Consider the following 14985-nt stretch of genomic DNA (forward strand, 5'->3'; position numbering starts at 1 on the left):
ATAATTACTCACTACCTTGGTTGAATAAAAACTGCCCGATTAATTCTTCAAGTACAATGGCAGACTTAGTATCAGTGATTGAATCGCCATCACCTAGTGCTTTACTTTCCACACCAAATAAATCGTCAATTGCTTCATCTTGCTTGTTTTCTGTCACTGTTTCGCCTAAACAACGTTGCTTAGCAGAATCTGGAGAAATTACAGGGTGAATACCTAAGTACTGCTCACCTAAAATACCCGACGTTAAAATAGAGATTGAGCTTGTGTCTGAAAAACGACATAAGTACTGTGCGTCAATGGTCATATTAACGACTGGTAAAAATTCTTGTGGGTGAACATAAATTGATTCAACACGACCAATTACAACACCACCTACTTTTACCGGCGCACGCGCTTTTAACGAGCCGATGTTTTCAAACTTGGCATTAAGCGTATATGTTTCGCCAGAGCCACTAATACCTGAATTGGCAACTTTAAGTGCAAGCATCGCAAAAGCTAAAATGCCAAGTGCTACAAAAAAACCAACTAAAATTTCTAATTTCCGTGAATTCATTATCTATACCCTATTAGCTGGTAAACATTACCGCTGTCAAAATAAAGTCAAAACCTAAAACTGCTAATGACGAATGAACAACCGTTTCGGTGGTTGCTTTGCTGATCCCTTCTGAAGTCGGCACACAGTCATATCCTTTATAAAGCGCAATCCAGGTCACCACTATGGCAAATACAAAGCTTTTAATAATACCGTTTAGTATGTCTTGCTGAAACGACACTTGCGATTGCATGATTGACCAAAAACTACCTGTATCAACCCCCAGCCAATCTACCCCCACTAAATGAGCGCCTATAATTGCTACAGCTGAAAATATCAATGCAAGCAATGGCATGCTTATAAAACCCGCCCAAAAGCGCGGTGCAATAATACGTTTTAGCGGATCGATTGCCATCATCTCAAGTGATGAAAGTTGCTCTGTTGCTTTCATTAAGCCAATTTCAGCTGTCAAAGCGCTACCTGCGCGTCCTGCAAATAATAATGCAGTAACAACCGGGCCTAGTTCTCGCAATAAGCTCAGTGCCACTAACGGCCCTAAACTATCCTCAGCGCCATAACCAACCAATACGGTGTAACCTTGTAAAGCCAACACCATACCGATAAACAAACCCGACACCATAATAATGAGTAACGATTGCGAACCAACCATATAAAGCTGGCGAACAAGTAACGGTGTGCCTTTTTTAAAATTAGGAACATGCGCTAATGCACTAAACAGCATATAAGCAGAACGACCAAGGGCCGCAAAGCGTCCTAGCGTTTTATGTCCTAGCTTTTGAAATAAATCCAACATTATGCTTTTTCTCCAAGTAGTTCGTCTGCATAAGCCTGAGCCGGAAAATGAAATGGTACTGGACCATCCGACAAGCCTTTTAAAAACTGTTGAACTAAAGGAGATTCATGATTACGCATTTCATCTGGAGTACCACAACCAATTACCCCTTGATCGGCGATAATTATAACGTGTTCGGCAATACTCATTACCTCTGTTACATCGTGCGTCACGATTAAAGACGATAAACCTAATACTTCGTTGAGCGACTTAATTAGCTTAACCAATACGCCCATCGAAATAGGATCTTGTCCTGCAAATGGTTCATCGTACATGATTAGCTCTGGATCAAGTGCTATAGCGCGTGCAAGCGCAGCACGCCTTGCCATACCGCCGGATAACTCAGAGGGCATTAAATCTTTAGCGCCACGTAGTCCAACAGCTTGCAATTTCATTAACACAACTAATCGAATCAGGTCTTCACTTAGCTTTGTGTGCTCTCTTATAGGAAACGCGATATTGTCAAATACCGACATATCAGTAAACAACGCACCACTTTGAAAAAGCATACTCATTTTAGTACGTGCTTCGTATAACTCTTTACGAGACATTTTAGGAATGCTGCCACCTTCAAATAAAATATCACCTGAATCTGGTTTAAGCTGACCACCAATTAAACGCAACATAGTGGTTTTACCAATTCCGCTTGGCCCCATAATCGCAGTAATTTTACCTTTAGGAACGCTAAAACTCATATTTTTATATATGGTTCTATTGCCTCTCGAAAAGCTAACATCCTTGACTTCTACTATTGATTGCGACAAGTCGCTCTCCATAAAAATGTTCACTAGTGCCCCTATTTTAAAGCTTTTTTGTCAAAGATGGAAAAAACAATTCGTAAGATTTTGTAATACACCCATGAAAAGGATTATAAGACTCGCTCAAAACAGCTTAACCCCGGCTTAAATTTTTAAATTAGCTGTTTAAAAGCAGCATTGTTACGCAGTTGACCTTACTCTTTTATTTATACTTTCATCTTGGCTTTTGTTACTATTCGCGCCATCCGTATTTTGTATAACTGGCTTAACACAATGGTTACCTCGTTTGTTATTTTAATTCTTGGTTTTGCAGCTCTTGTTTGGAGTGCAGACAGGTTTGTTTATGGCGCTGCGGCTCTTGCTAAAAACTTTGGTGTACCTACACTTATTGTTGGTTTGACCGTTGTAGCAATGGGTTCTTCAGCACCCGAAATGATGGTTTCGGCATCTGCCGCACTAGCTAACAAAACAGACACAGCTGTTGGTAATGCTGTTGGCTCTAATATTACAAACATTTTACTTGTGTTAGGTATCACGGCTCTATTTCGCCCTCTTTCAGTTTCATCTAGTACGTTAAAACGCGAAATGCCATTGGTGATGCTCGTATCTTTAGCTACTTGGTATGTGTTCTCAGATAACTACTTTTCATTCAGTGAGGGTGTGGCACTTTTAGTTGGCTTTATCGTATTCATCGGTGGGTTAATCATTGTATCTATGCGTGCAAAAAACAAAGATGACCCATTTGTCTCAGAAGCCTGCGACGATGTACCAAACGATGTACCTACTAAAAAAGCGGTATTTTGGTTAATTGTCGGCATGATACTCCTGCCGGTTAGTTCTCATTTTTTAATCGGCTCAGCTGTTGATATTGCTAAATACTTCGGCTTAAGCGACTTAGTCATTGGTTTAACAATTATTGCCATTGGTACTAGCTTGCCTGAACTTGCCGCCTCGGTTGCAGGCGTACTTAAAAATGAAGATGATTTAGCACTAGGTAATATTGTTGGCTCAAACATATTTAATATTTTAGCTGTATTACCTCTAGCAGGTATTATTAATCCTTCAGCAATTGATCCATCGTTAGTAAGCCGAGATATATTAATTATGATTGGTGCAACACTTGCTCTTATTATTATGTCATTGAACTTTAGAGGCACCCAGCGTATCAATAGAGTAGAAGGCGGCTTATTACTAATAGCGTTTTTGGGTTACCAAGGGTATATTTTTAGTCAAGTAGGGTAAAAGATGGCAACGCTAAACTTTATTGAACAAGGCCTTCGCGTTTTAGATGTTGAGCGCCAAGCACTTAGTGATATTGCACAATATGTAGATGAAAATTTTCATAATGCGTGCCAATTAATGTACGACTGTGAAGGCCGTATTATTGTTATTGGCATGGGAAAATCAGGCCATATTGGCAATAAAATAGCGGCAACTCTTGCAAGCACTGGCAGCCCTGCGTTTTTTGTTCACCCTGGTGAAGCAAGTCATGGTGATTTAGGTATGATCACTAAAAATGACGTGGTTATGCTTATTTCTAATTCAGGGGAAACCAGCGAAGTTTTAAATATCATTCCGGTTTTAAAACGACTTGGTGCCAAAATGATAGCGATGACTGGCAATACGCAATCAACCATGGCAACCCTTGCTAATGTACATGTGTGTATTAAAGTAGAAAAAGAAGCTTGTTCATTGGGTCTAGCCCCTACATCAAGTACCACTGCAACGCTTGCGATGGGCGATGCCATGGCAGTTGCATTATTAGAAGCTCGCGGCTTTACAGCTGATGACTTCGCGCTATCTCACCCAGGTGGTAGTTTAGGCAAGCGCTTATTACTTACTTTAAAAGATGTTATGCACAGCGGCGCAAATACACCTATTATTGATGTTTCACAAACAGTTAAAGATGCTCTAATAGAAATGTCAGCTAAAGGATTAGGTATGACAGCCATTGTTGATGAAAATCAGCAACTCGTAGGGTTATTTACCGATGGTGACTTACGTCGCATTTTAGAACAAAGAATTGATATTCATACAACACAAATAGATGTTGTTATGACTAAGTCATGCACTACAGCTACGCAAGATATTTTAGCCGCTGAAGCGCTCAATATTATGGAACGTAAACGTATAAATGGCCTAATCGTCGTCAATGAGAAAAACCAACCTATTGGCGCATTAAATATGCAAGACCTATTGAAAGCAGGAGTGTTATAAATGCAATTTGAAGAACTCTATCAACCGCTGAGCGATGATGCAAAAGCACGCGCTAAAAAAGTAAAACTACTTATATGCGATATTGATGGTGTATTTTCTGATGGCCGTATTTACCTTGGCAATCAAGGTGAAGAGCTAAAAGCATTTAATACAAAAGATGGTTTTGGCATTAAAGCACTTATAAACAGTGGCTTTGAAGTAGCTGTTATTACTGGTCGTCATTCACAGATAGTACAACAACGTATGAGCAGCTTAACCGTACAGCATATTTATCAAGGCCAAGAAAATAAGCTCATTGCCTATCAAGAATTAAAAGATAAACTCAACCTTAGCGATGAACAAATTGCTTATATTGGTGATGACGGTCCTGACATGCCTGTTATGGAGTTAGTAGGCTTTGCCGTTGCAGTAAATGATGCCCACCCACTTATTAAGCGTTTGTCACACTATGTAACGCAAATGCCTGGTGGTTTTGGTGCTGTGAGAGAACTCACCGATTTGCTCATGCTTGAAAATGGTAAAGCATTGACTACACAAGGCACTAGTTCATGAATGCAGCGCGCATAATATTAAGCGTTTTATTCATTAGCTGTATGGTTTGGCTTTGGTACCCTTATTTTACACAAACAAATATTGTGCCTCAGGCTGAGCCTGAAGTTATTGCTAAGCCTGATTACATAGCTATTGAGCTCAAACAGACAGCCTATGATGAGCAAGGTAAAATTAGCCACAAAGTCACTGCGGCTAAAATGGAGCTATACCAGCAATTAGGTTTCACGTTTTTCGAAAAACCCATTTTCACTTTATATAACGAACAACAAACGTGGCAAATAAATGCAGACGAAGCAACATTATACGAAGATAAACAATTAATTTTAGAAGGTAATGTGGTTGCCAAAAATTTAACCGATAACGCCATGATAGACAAAATCAATGCTGATAATATTCAGGTTGATATAAAGCTATTAACAATGCGTTCGGAGCAACCCGTCATCATCACTGGACCCAATTTAAAAATCACCGGTAAAGGCCTAGAAGCCGACTTAAAAACCGAAGTGATAAAACTAATTAACCATACGCGAACCATATACTATGACCAATAAAATATTAAAATCACTTATAATTCCTACACTTATACTAGCGTTTAATAGTAGTGCTGCAGAGCAAAACACGCAACCTGCTGCCAATCAAATTTCAATAAGTGCCGACAAGCAAGAAGGTCAATTGAAAGCTAATGTGGGTATTTTTGAGAAAAACGTTGAGATTATTCACGGTAATCGCCGCATTACAGCCGATCGCCTCGAAGTACACAAACGTGATGAACTTGGTGATAATAAACAATTATTAATTGCCACAGGTAGCCCTGCGCACTTTGAAGAAAAGCAATCAGACGGCACAACTATGAGCGCCAGTGCTGACGAAGTACGTTATGATGTATCTAAGCGTTTTTTAACGCTTGTTGGTAATGCACAAGTATCGCAAGCCGGACAAAAAATAAATGCTAAAAGCATTACCTACGACATAGAGCAGCAGCTCATCAGTGCCGAAAAAGATGAAAACTCAACTGACCGCGTTCACACAATTTTAGTACCGATCGAAACTAAAAAAAGTAAAAAAGGCGATAAAGGTCAACCATGAGCACATTAAAAGCAGAACTATTAGCAAAAAGCTATAAAGGTCGTGAAGTTGTAAAAAACGTCGGCCTTGAAGTACAAGCTGGCAGTATAGTTGGCTTACTTGGCCCTAACGGTGCTGGTAAAACAACGACTTTTTATATGATTGTAGGGCTTGTTCCTAGCGACAAAGGTAAAATATCTATTGATGATAACGATATTACTCTTTTACCTATGCATAGTCGTGCTAGATTAGGCATAGGCTACTTACCACAAGAGTCATCGATTTTTAGAAAGCTGACTGTTTATCAAAACTTAATGGCCATTTTAGAAACGCGCAAAGAACTAAATAAACAAGCCAGAGAAGACACGCTCAATAACTTATTAGATGAATTTAGCATACAACACATTCGTGATAGCCAAGGTATGGCATTATCGGGTGGAGAACGTCGTCGTGTAGAAATAGCACGAGCGCTGGCAGCAGATCCTAAATTTATATTACTGGATGAACCGTTTGCTGGTGTTGACCCTATTTCGGTATTAGATATAAAGAAAATAATAGAACATCTTAAAAATCGTGGGATTGGAGTATTAATTACCGACCATAACGTAAGAGAGACCCTTGATGTTTGTGAAAAAGCCTACATTGTTTCTCATGGGGAGCTGATTGCATCAGGTACTCCAGAACACGTATTAAATGATAAAACAGTACGCGATGTTTACTTAGGCGAGCAATTTAGGCTGTAACATTTACGCCATGTCTTTAAGCATCTGCTAGTATTAATTATAACAACATAAAAGGATTGTTAGAGATACATGAGGCAATCACTACAGCTGCGCATGGGCCAGCAACTTACAATGACTCCACAGTTGCAACAAGCTATTCGTTTGTTGCAACTCAGTACATTGGATCTCCAGCAAGAAATACAAGAAGCTCTCGACAGTAATCCACTATTAGAGGTTGAAGAGGCAGACTATTCCGAAGACGCTGCTGGTAAAAACGAGCAAAAAGCTGATACCGATGACATAACTGTTAGCGCATCTGCTGATGATGCTCCGAGCGAATACGAACAAGATACTGGTGAAGCACTTGCAAAAGACACGCTAAGTGACGACATGGCTATGGATGTTAGTTGGGATGAGTACATGAGTGCCGCTCCTGCAGCCTCATCAGGTCCAATGCCTGAAGATGAATCTATATACCAAGGCGCCTCTACTGAAACGCTCCATGAGTATTTAATGTGGCAATTACAACTAACGCCATTTAGCCCTACCGATGAAGCCATCGCTATTGCGATTGTAGAAGCCGTCGATGATTCAGGTATTTTAACACTAAGCTGCGAAGAAATTTTAGAAAGCTTTAATCAAGAAAACGAAGATGATAACGAAGTCGAACTTGATGAAATTGAAGCGGTATTAAAACGCATCCAACTGTTTGATCCTGTTGGTATTGCTGCACGTAGTTTACAAGAGTGTTTGTGTATTCAGCTTAATCAATTTGATAAAGAAACACCTTACATTAATGAAACGAAAATGATTTTAACCGAGCATATTGATCTATTAGCAGCTCGCGACTATCGTACATTAATGAAAAAAACTAAGCTCAAAGAAGAAGAGCTTAAAGAAGTAATGACACTAATACATACTCTCAACCCAAAACCTGCAGATACTATAGTAAGGGAAGAATCTGAGTATGTTATTCCTGATGTGTCAGTTAAAAAAATTAAAGGCCGCTGGGTTGTCGAATTAAACCCAGATAGCATGCCTAAAATTCGTGTTAATAGCCAATACGCGGCAATGTCTCGCACTGTAAAATCAAGTGGCGACAGCCAGTTTATTCGCTCACATTTACAAGAAGCTAAATGGTTTATTAAAAGCTTAGAAAGTAGAAACGACACGCTATTAAAAGTTACTAATTGTATTGTTAAGCAACAACAAGGCTTTTTTGAACATGGCCCTGAAGCCATGAAACCAATGGTTTTAAATGATGTCGCTGAAATGGTAGAAATGCACGAATCGACAATTTCGCGCGTAACTACTCAAAAGTACATGCATACACCCCGTGGTATATTTGAGCTTAAATACTTTTTCTCAAGCCATGTAAGTACTGAAAACGGTGGTGAATGTTCATCTACAGCAATACGTGCGCTTATCCGAAAATTAATCGCAGCAGAAAACTCAGCAAAACCATTGAGTGATAGCAAAATAGCGGATATATTGGCTGAGCAAGGAATTAAAGTAGCAAGACGTACAATCGCAAAATACCGCGAATCTCTTGCTATTCCACCGTCAAATCAGCGTAAAAGTCTGATTTAAGACGCTAAACTAAGAGGGTAATGCTTATGCAACTAAACTTAACTGGTCGTCACGTAGAATTAACCGATTCACTAAGAGACTATATTAATACTAAATTTGCGAAGCTTGAAAGACACTCTGATCATATAAATAATGTTCATGTCATTCTCGATGTAGAAAAATTAAATCAAAAAGCAGAAGCCACAATACACGTAAGCGGTGCTGAGCTATTTGCCTCTACAGAACATCAAGATATGTATGCCGCTATTGACTCGTTGATCGACAAGCTCGATCGCCAAGTAATCAAACACAAAGAGAAGCTTGCTCGACACTAATATGATGAAATTAAGTTCACTTATATGCCAGGACTGCAGCAAAGCTGCGGTCCTTTTTAATAGCAAAAAAAGAATTTTAGAGTTCATTAGCGAACTTGCTCACGACAAACTTCCGTATTTACCGCAACAAGATATTCTTAATGCTTTAATGAGCAGAGAGAAATTAGGTAGTACAGGTATAGGGCGTGGCATTGCTATTCCTCATGGAAGAATGAGCGGTGCAGAAGAGCCTTTGGCTTTAGTGCTCGTTAGCGAAACTCCAATAAACTTTGATGCAATCGATAATCGCCCTGTTGATATTTTTGTCGCACTCATCGTACCAGATGGCGATAACCAGCAGCACTTAAAGACTCTAGCAACCATTGCTGATAAACTAAACAACAAAGATTTTTGTAAACAGTTACGCAGTGCAAAATCTGATACTGAGCTTTACCAAGTTATTGTCGATCAATCATAGTTTTATAAAGGGTGTTAAATGGAGTTAATTATCATAAGCGGCCGTTCTGGTTCTGGAAAGTCGGTTGCTTTGCGCGTTGTAGAAGATTTAGGTTATTATTGCGTTGATAATATTCCAGTAAACCTACTACCTTCATTAGTTCGCAGTGTGTCTGATAGCTACGATAAAATTGCTGTTAGCATAGATGTGCGCAACATCCCTAAAGAACAAGATGAATTTAACGATATTCTTGAATACTTACCAGGCTTTGCAAACCCTACGTTATTTTATTTAGATAGCGACGATCAGACATTGATCAAACGCTTTTCTGAAACACGCAGATTACACCCACTATCAATAGACTCGTTGCCCCTTGATTTAGCCATCAAAAAAGAAAAAGAATTACTTGATGTGTTAACCACTCGCGCCGACTTTATGATAGATACGACTGATTTAAGTGTTCATCAACTCGCTGAATCTATTCGTGAAAAGATTTTAGGTAAAAAAGATAAGCAACTGATTGTCACATTTGAATCATTTGGTTTTAAACACGGTATACCAAAAGAAGCAGACTACGTATTTGATGCACGCTTTTTACCAAATCCACACTGGGAACCAGAGTTGAAGCCTTTAAATGGGTTAGATCAACCGGTTAAAGACTATTTAGCTAATCACAGCATAGTGCAAAAATTCACATGGCAAATTCAAACATTTGTACAAACGTGGTTACCACATTTAGAACGAAATAACCGCAGTTATTTAACCATTGCTATTGGGTGTACAGGCGGGCAACATCGCTCTGTGTATTTAGCGCAAACTATCGGTGAAAGTTTTGCAATGACACATCCCAATGTAAAAATTCGCCATCGCGAGCAAGAAAAATAATATAGCTGAATAATCACCTGTTCAGCTTAGGTAGAGTAAGTTATGCATTGTGAAGATACCTTTTTAATAAAAAACAAATTAGGCTTGCACGCCAGAGCAGCTACTGTGCTTGCGCAATTAGCAGTACAATTTGATGCGACAATCACATTATTCCAAGATGACAAAGAAGCAGCAGGCGATAGCGTACTTGCACTAATGTTACTTGAAAGTAGCCAAGGAAAAGAAGTTAAAGTTGTTTGTAAAGGCCCTGATTCTGAGCAAGCTTTACACGCTGTTGGAGAATTAATAGCACAACGCTTTAATGAACAAGAATAACCTGTTTTATAAAAACAATATTCGCATTACTAATGCTTCAATTAAAACAGATATATAAAATAGATAGGTTAGTAACGCCAGTTAACTCACCTCCCCCCCATAAAGTAATATAACAATTTATAAAGGACGCCAATGCCTGAAGCTTTTGAACAAGATTACCCACTACAGCAACTAAAACAGGTGACGAAGTCACTCAATAGTGGTCAATTTGTTCAAGTTAGGCGCATGCTCGCAAAAACGGCTCCTTGTGATACCGCATTATTATTAGAATCATCACCGCATAAAATTCGCCGACTGCTTTGGCAATTGGTCGATCCTGATGTGCAGGGTGATGTTCTTGAAGAATTATCTGAAGATGTTCGTTTAGGCATTATTGCCCAAATGGAACCTAAGCACATTGCCGCCGCAACTGAAGACATGGGCCACGATGACTTAGGTGAAGTATTACGTAGCCTGCCAGATACCGTCTATAAAGACGTTGTTAGCGCGATGGACATTCAAGACCGTGAACGTGCCACGCAAGCACTGTCATATCAAGAGCGTTCAGCAGGTGCGCTAATGAACACCGATACGGTGACCATTCGCCCTGATGTAACACTCGATGTTGTACTTCGTTATATTAGACTGCGTGGTGAGTTACCAGAGGGTACAGATGATTTATATGTTGTTGATAAACATAACTGCTTTATAGGCGCTTTATCGCTGAGTACATTATTAACTAATCCGCCAGAAAAAATTGTGCGCGATTTAATGGATGAAGATTGTGAGTCTATCCCAATCTCAATGGATGAAAGTGAAGTAGCGCAATTATTTGAGCGCCATAATTGGATATCGGCCCCTGTGGTGGACGATAACGACCAACTCCTCGGTCGTGTTACTATCGATGACATCGTTGATGTAATCCGAGAAGATGCCGAGCATAGCTTATTAAGCCTAGCCGGTCTTGATGATGAAGAGGATACATTCGCGCCTGTACTAAAAAGCTCTAAAAAACGCTCAGTTTGGCTAGGAGTTAATTTACTAACCGCACTTGCAGCTGCTTTTGTAGCTAGCTTTTTTGAAGGCACTTTAGATGTGCTCCCTATTTTGGCTGTGCTTAACGGTATTGTCCCTTCTATGGGTGGTGTTGCTGGTAGCCAATCATTAACGCTTGTTATCCGTGGTATTGCAGTAGGTCATATAAACCAAACAAACCAACGTTTCTTGATGATGAAAGAACTGGCCATTGGCGCGCTAAACGGTATTTTGTGGTCACTATTAATTGCGGGTGTTATTGCGCTATGGCAGTGGGACTTTATGCTTGGTGGCGTACTCGCCTTCGCTATGTTTATGAACTTAGTGGTGGCAGGTGTTGCTGGTGCAAGTATTCCAATAATTCTTAAAAGAATGAATATAGACCCTGCTCTTGCAGGGAGTGTGGTGCTAACCACAGTGACTGATATTGTTGGTATATTCGCCTTTTTAGGTACTGCTACATGGTTGCTGATATAAATTAAACGCTTTAAATGTAAAAAACTACAGCAAAAATACTTAGGGTAAATCAGTAGCTATGGCAACGGATACCAAACATAAAAATGACATACCTAAAAAAACGCTAAAACAAAAAAGCGTATCCATATTAAAAAGTGTACTGGTATATGGCTCTATATTTTTCGTCATTTATACCGCCGTTAATTGGTGGCGGCAACCTGTCATGCCAGCAAATCCTCAATTACAATTAATCGACTATAAAGGGCAAAACATTGATTTAGCAGCAATGAGCCAAGATAAACCCACGCTTGTGTATTTTTGGGGAACTTGGTGTCCTATTTGTAGTATTACCTCCCCTGCCATAAACGAACTCGCAAACGAGAATAAATACCCTGTTGTGAGCATCGCGATAAAGTCAGGCTCTGCTCAAGAGCTGCATGATTATTTAAATGAGCAAGGCTACAGCTTCAGTACTGTTAACGATCAACACGGGGAGATATTTTCCGATTGGCAGGGACAAGTCACGCCATCTTATATAATCTTAAAAGATAATAAAATGACGCAAGGACTCACCGGCATTCAGCCGTTATGGTCACTTAAATTGCGTTTGTGGTTATCATCAATGCTTTAAAAAAAAGCTAAACTTAGCACTGGATATCTAAAGAGAGGGGCTCTAAAACTTCACTCTTTATCACCTACAATAATATAGATAATAAAGAGCAAGGCTTACTTAATTTGCGTATGAAAAAGCGCGTACCGCAATTAGCCTTATCTATTAGCAAATAAAATTACTAACGTGTACTTTGACTATTACCGCCTACTTTTGGCTTAGTGTTTGCCTTTTTAAATTGGCTAAAACCAGTATGTCGCGTTAGTGCCGGACGCCCACTTTTTTTACCATCTTTACCTGCTTTTTCATCGCGCCCTTCTTCTGGCACTAAACAGTTAGGCCCTTTACCAATTAAATTAGCTTTACCCATTTTACGTAGAGCTTCACGTATCATTGGCCAACCAGCTGCATCGTGGTAGCGTAAAATAGCTTTATGTAATCTACGTTGGCGTGCGCCTTTAGGTACAGGAACAACTTCTGAGTTGTTTTTTATATTACGCAAAGAGTTCATCTCTGTATGGTAAATAGTCGTCGCATTAGCCATAGGTGATGGGTAAAAATTTTGTACCTGATCAAGCTTAAAGTCGTTTAATTTAAGCCATAAAGCCATGTTTACCATGTCTTCATCTTTTGTACCTGGGTGAGCAGATATAAAGTAAGGAATTAAATACTGCTTTTTACCGGCTTCTTTAGAGTACTTATCAAATAGTTCTTTAAATTGATCGTACGCTCCCATACCTGGTTTCATCATTTTTGATAATGGACCATCCTCTGTATGCTCTGGCGCTATTTTTAAGTAACCGCCTACATGGTGCGTTACTAATTCTTTAACGTAACGCGGGTCGCGTACAGCTAAATCGTAACGTACACCTGAAGCAATCAATACCTTTTTAATACCCTTAACTTCACGTGCTTTTTTATACAAATCTATTGTTGGCGTATGATCTGTATCCATGTGTTTACAAATATCTGGATACACACATGATAAGCGTCTACAGGTACTCTCGGCCTTTTTACTAGTACAGCGCAGCTTATACATATTCGCCGTTGGGCCACCTAAATCAGAAATAACACCAGTAAAGCCGGGGACTTTATCTCTAATCTGTTCAATTTCTTCAATAATAGATTCTTGCGAACGACTTTGAATGATGCGCCCCTCATGCTCTGTAATTGAGCAAAACGAACAACCACCAAAACAGCCACGCATAATATTAACTGACGTTTTAATCATATCGTAAGCAGGTATTTTAGCATCACCATAACTTGGGTGAGGAATACGCTGATACGGCAAACCAAATACAGCATCCATTTCATGTGTTTCTAATGGATATGCTGGCGGGTTTACCCAAATAGAGCGATCGCCATGTCGCTGGTAAAGCGCCCTTGCACAACCAGGGTTTGTTTCTTGGTGTAAAATGCGCGAGGCATGGGCGTATAGAGGTTTGTTAACACTTACTTGCTCATAAGCAGGTAACTTAACATAGGTTTTTTCCCACGGCTTAGGACGTGCAGGCTGAACCATGATTGGTTTTGCTGCTTCTGCTTTTAAATCAATACCGGCTTGTTTAAATTCTGATTTACTACAGCCAACATCATCCGCGCCATATGGGTTTGGAATAGGGTCGATTTTACCAATTTTATCAATAGCGGTAGAATCACTGCCACACCAACCAGGTAGAGGCTCTTTTCGAATAACAGCCGTGCCGCGAATATCCTGAATCGTATCCATCGTTTCACCCGCCGCAATACGGTGTGCAACTTCAACTAGCGGGCGCTCTGCGTTACCGTAAATTAAAATATCGGCTTTTGCATCAAACAAAATACTACGGCGTACTTTTTCCTGCCAATAGTCGTAATGAGCAATACGGCGAAGGCTGGCTTCAATACCGCCAATAACAATTGGGATACCTTTGTATGCTTCACGGCATTTTTGCGAGTAAATCATCACGGCGCGATCAGGGCGCTTACCGCCAACGTTATTAGGCGTGTAAGCATCATCGTGGCGCATGCGTTTTTCCGCTGTATAGCGGTTGATCATCGAATCCATGTTGCCGGCTGTTACACCAAAAAATAAATTCGGTCTGCCGAGCTCCATAAATGCATCTTTAGAGTCCCATGCAGGTTGGGCAATAATCCCCACTCTAAAGCCTTGCGCTTCAAGTACACGGCCAATTACCGCCATCCCAAAACTAGGATGATCAACATACGCATCACCACTAATTATTATTATGTCGCAACTATCCCAGCCAAGTGCATCCATTTCTTCACGTGTAGTTGGTAAAAATGGCGCGGTGCCATAACATTCAGCCCAGTATTTAGGGTATGAAAATAAGGCGCGCTTAGCTTTGAGTGTGCTCATAATTGTGGCCGTAGAATAACAAAAGGCGCGAATTATACCCTACTAAATTCTTTATATATACAAAGTAGTCAAAGCATATCGCGCTTTAAATTCTAAATCGTTCATTAGGGCGTGTTGATCTTTGTGGATTGAAATTTGTTCAATCTAGGGGCGATTTAATCGCGGCGCGAGGTTTGTAACCTAGCGGGCTAAGTAAAAACCGAGCAACAAAGAGTTAATCGTCCCTAGAAAGAACCCAAAGGGCAGCGCATGTTTGGCATTTATGCTGCGTTATCGCCTATTTATGGGGAACAACCACACTACATAG

17 protein-coding genes are annotated in these 14985 nt (G+C 40.0%); 13 read left to right on the plus strand and 4 right to left on the minus strand.

Going from position 1 to position 14985, the window contains the following annotated elements:
• Positions 1-4: 4 nt before the first annotated feature.
• From mlaD to ABX891_RS15420, 3 genes are read right to left on the minus strand one after another with little or no spacing between them, the layout of a single operon-like run.
• Positions 5-553 (minus strand): outer membrane lipid asymmetry maintenance protein MlaD, encoded by a 549-nt coding sequence (mlaD, locus tag ABX891_RS15410; protein ID WP_002957950.1) that lies wholly within the window; start codon positions 551-553, stop codon positions 5-7.
• Between the two features lie 13 nt (positions 554-566).
• Complete coding sequence (gene mlaE / locus ABX891_RS15415) at positions 567-1346, minus strand: lipid asymmetry maintenance ABC transporter permease subunit MlaE (RefSeq protein ID WP_002957949.1); 780 nt, start codon at positions 1344-1346, stop codon at positions 567-569.
• Positions 1346-2161 carry an ATP-binding cassette domain-containing protein gene (locus ABX891_RS15420; protein WP_101163663.1) on the minus strand — a complete coding sequence of 272 codons (816 nt, stop codon included), beginning with the start codon at positions 2159-2161 and terminating at the stop codon, positions 1346-1348. Before ABX891_RS15420 ends, mlaE begins: the two co-directional genes overlap by 1 nt.
• Positions 2162-2416: 255 nt before the next feature.
• Here ABX891_RS15420 and ABX891_RS15425 point away from each other — a divergent pair, with 255 nt between their 5' ends.
• The 13 genes from ABX891_RS15425 to ABX891_RS15485 all read left to right on the plus strand — a co-directional run bounded on the left by ABX891_RS15425 (position 2417) and on the right by ABX891_RS15485 (position 12340).
• Positions 2417-3385 carry a calcium/sodium antiporter gene (locus tag ABX891_RS15425; RefSeq protein ID WP_354629843.1) on the plus strand — a complete coding sequence of 323 codons (969 nt, stop codon included), beginning with the start codon at positions 2417-2419 and terminating at the stop codon, positions 3383-3385.
• Positions 3386-3388: 3 nt separating this feature from the next.
• Positions 3389-4360 carry a KpsF/GutQ family sugar-phosphate isomerase gene (locus ABX891_RS15430; RefSeq protein WP_002957946.1) on the plus strand — a complete coding sequence of 324 codons (972 nt, stop codon included), beginning with the start codon at positions 3389-3391 and terminating at the stop codon, positions 4358-4360.
• Positions 4361-4912 (plus strand): 3-deoxy-manno-octulosonate-8-phosphatase KdsC, encoded by a 552-nt coding sequence (gene kdsC, locus ABX891_RS15435; protein WP_007580311.1) that lies wholly within the window; start codon positions 4361-4363, stop codon positions 4910-4912.
• The gene (lptC, locus tag ABX891_RS15440) at positions 4909-5463 is read left to right on the plus strand and encodes an LPS export ABC transporter periplasmic protein LptC (RefSeq protein ID WP_024606357.1); all 555 of its coding nucleotides are present in this window, start codon (positions 4909-4911) and stop codon (positions 5461-5463) included. Before kdsC ends, lptC begins: the two co-directional genes overlap by 4 nt.
• A complete protein-coding gene (lptA, locus tag ABX891_RS15445) occupies positions 5453-5998 on the plus strand; it encodes a lipopolysaccharide transport periplasmic protein LptA (RefSeq protein WP_002957943.1) in 546 nt (181 codons plus the stop codon). The genes lptC and lptA overlap by 11 nt, the downstream gene beginning before the upstream one ends.
• Entirely contained in the window at positions 5995-6720 is a 726-nt protein-coding gene (gene lptB, locus ABX891_RS15450; RefSeq protein WP_002957942.1) for an LPS export ABC transporter ATP-binding protein, read from the plus strand. Before lptA ends, lptB begins: the two co-directional genes overlap by 4 nt.
• A gap of 69 nt (positions 6721-6789) precedes the next feature.
• Entirely contained in the window at positions 6790-8289 is a 1500-nt protein-coding gene (locus tag ABX891_RS15455) for an RNA polymerase factor sigma-54 (RefSeq protein ID WP_002957941.1), read from the plus strand.
• Between the two features lie 26 nt (positions 8290-8315).
• Positions 8316-8603, plus strand: a complete 288-nt coding sequence (hpf, locus tag ABX891_RS15460) for a ribosome hibernation promoting factor (RefSeq protein ID WP_007580301.1) — start codon at positions 8316-8318, stop codon at positions 8601-8603.
• A 4-nt stretch (positions 8604-8607) separates the two neighbouring features.
• Positions 8608-9060: a PTS IIA-like nitrogen regulatory protein PtsN gene (gene ptsN, locus ABX891_RS15465; protein ID WP_024595797.1), complete on the plus strand. Its 453-nt coding sequence runs from the start codon at positions 8608-8610 to the stop codon at positions 9058-9060.
• Between the two features lie 18 nt (positions 9061-9078).
• Positions 9079-9924, plus strand: a complete 846-nt coding sequence (rapZ, locus tag ABX891_RS15470) for an RNase adapter RapZ (RefSeq protein WP_002957938.1) — start codon at positions 9079-9081, stop codon at positions 9922-9924.
• A 42-nt stretch (positions 9925-9966) separates the two neighbouring features.
• Positions 9967-10239: an HPr family phosphocarrier protein gene (locus ABX891_RS15475; protein ID WP_002957937.1), complete on the plus strand. Its 273-nt coding sequence runs from the start codon at positions 9967-9969 to the stop codon at positions 10237-10239.
• Positions 10240-10371: 132 nt separating this feature from the next.
• On the plus strand, positions 10372-11730 hold the full coding sequence (gene mgtE, locus ABX891_RS15480) for a magnesium transporter (RefSeq protein ID WP_002957935.1): 1359 nt from the start codon (positions 10372-10374) through the stop codon (positions 11728-11730).
• A gap of 58 nt (positions 11731-11788) precedes the next feature.
• On the plus strand, positions 11789-12340 hold the full coding sequence (locus tag ABX891_RS15485; RefSeq protein WP_354629844.1) for a protein disulfide oxidoreductase: 552 nt from the start codon (positions 11789-11791) through the stop codon (positions 12338-12340).
• A 160-nt stretch (positions 12341-12500) separates the two neighbouring features.
• On the opposite strand, the gene ABX891_RS15490 is transcribed toward ABX891_RS15485, so the two are convergent.
• Positions 12501-14678, minus strand: a complete 2178-nt coding sequence (locus ABX891_RS15490) for a YgiQ family radical SAM protein (RefSeq protein ID WP_354629845.1) — start codon at positions 14676-14678, stop codon at positions 12501-12503.
• Positions 14679-14985: the final 307 nt, after the last annotated feature.

It is taken from the genome of Pseudoalteromonas sp. NCIMB 1079 (genome assembly GCF_040567695.1).
Taxonomy (GTDB): domain Bacteria; phylum Pseudomonadota; class Gammaproteobacteria; order Enterobacterales; family Alteromonadaceae; genus Pseudoalteromonas; species Pseudoalteromonas distincta.

Excerpts from the sequence above, each read along its gene's own strand:
- lptB (WP_002957942.1), top strand. The coding sequence starts at position 5,995 with ATGAGCACATTAAAAGCAGAACTATTAGCAAAAAGCTATAAAGGTCGT.
- mlaE (WP_002957949.1), bottom strand. The coding sequence starts at position 1,346 with ATGTTGGATTTATTTCAAAAGCTAGGACATAAAACGCTAGGACGCTTT.
- ABX891_RS15485 (WP_354629844.1), top strand. The coding sequence starts at position 11,789 with ATGGCAACGGATACCAAACATAAAAATGACATACCTAAAAAAACGCTA.
- ABX891_RS15425 (WP_354629843.1), top strand. The coding sequence starts at position 2,417 with ATGGTTACCTCGTTTGTTATTTTAATTCTTGGTTTTGCAGCTCTTGTT.
- ABX891_RS15420 (WP_101163663.1), bottom strand. The coding sequence starts at position 2,161 with ATGGAGAGCGACTTGTCGCAATCAATAGTAGAAGTCAAGGATGTTAGC.
- ABX891_RS15475 (WP_002957937.1), top strand. The coding sequence starts at position 9,967 with ATGCATTGTGAAGATACCTTTTTAATAAAAAACAAATTAGGCTTGCAC.
- rapZ (WP_002957938.1), top strand. The coding sequence starts at position 9,079 with ATGGAGTTAATTATCATAAGCGGCCGTTCTGGTTCTGGAAAGTCGGTT.
- mgtE (WP_002957935.1), top strand. The coding sequence starts at position 10,372 with ATGCCTGAAGCTTTTGAACAAGATTACCCACTACAGCAACTAAAACAG.
- ABX891_RS15455 (WP_002957941.1), top strand. The coding sequence starts at position 6,790 with ATGAGGCAATCACTACAGCTGCGCATGGGCCAGCAACTTACAATGACT.
- hpf (WP_007580301.1), top strand. The coding sequence starts at position 8,316 with ATGCAACTAAACTTAACTGGTCGTCACGTAGAATTAACCGATTCACTA.
- kdsC (WP_007580311.1), top strand. The coding sequence starts at position 4,361 with ATGCAATTTGAAGAACTCTATCAACCGCTGAGCGATGATGCAAAAGCA.
- lptA (WP_002957943.1), top strand. The coding sequence starts at position 5,453 with ATGACCAATAAAATATTAAAATCACTTATAATTCCTACACTTATACTA.
- lptC (WP_024606357.1), top strand. The coding sequence starts at position 4,909 with ATGAATGCAGCGCGCATAATATTAAGCGTTTTATTCATTAGCTGTATG.
- ABX891_RS15490 (WP_354629845.1), bottom strand. The coding sequence starts at position 14,678 with ATGAGCACACTCAAAGCTAAGCGCGCCTTATTTTCATACCCTAAATAC.
- mlaD (WP_002957950.1), bottom strand. The coding sequence starts at position 553 with ATGAATTCACGGAAATTAGAAATTTTAGTTGGTTTTTTTGTAGCACTT.
- ptsN (WP_024595797.1), top strand. The coding sequence starts at position 8,608 with ATGAAATTAAGTTCACTTATATGCCAGGACTGCAGCAAAGCTGCGGTC.
- ABX891_RS15430 (WP_002957946.1), top strand. The coding sequence starts at position 3,389 with ATGGCAACGCTAAACTTTATTGAACAAGGCCTTCGCGTTTTAGATGTT.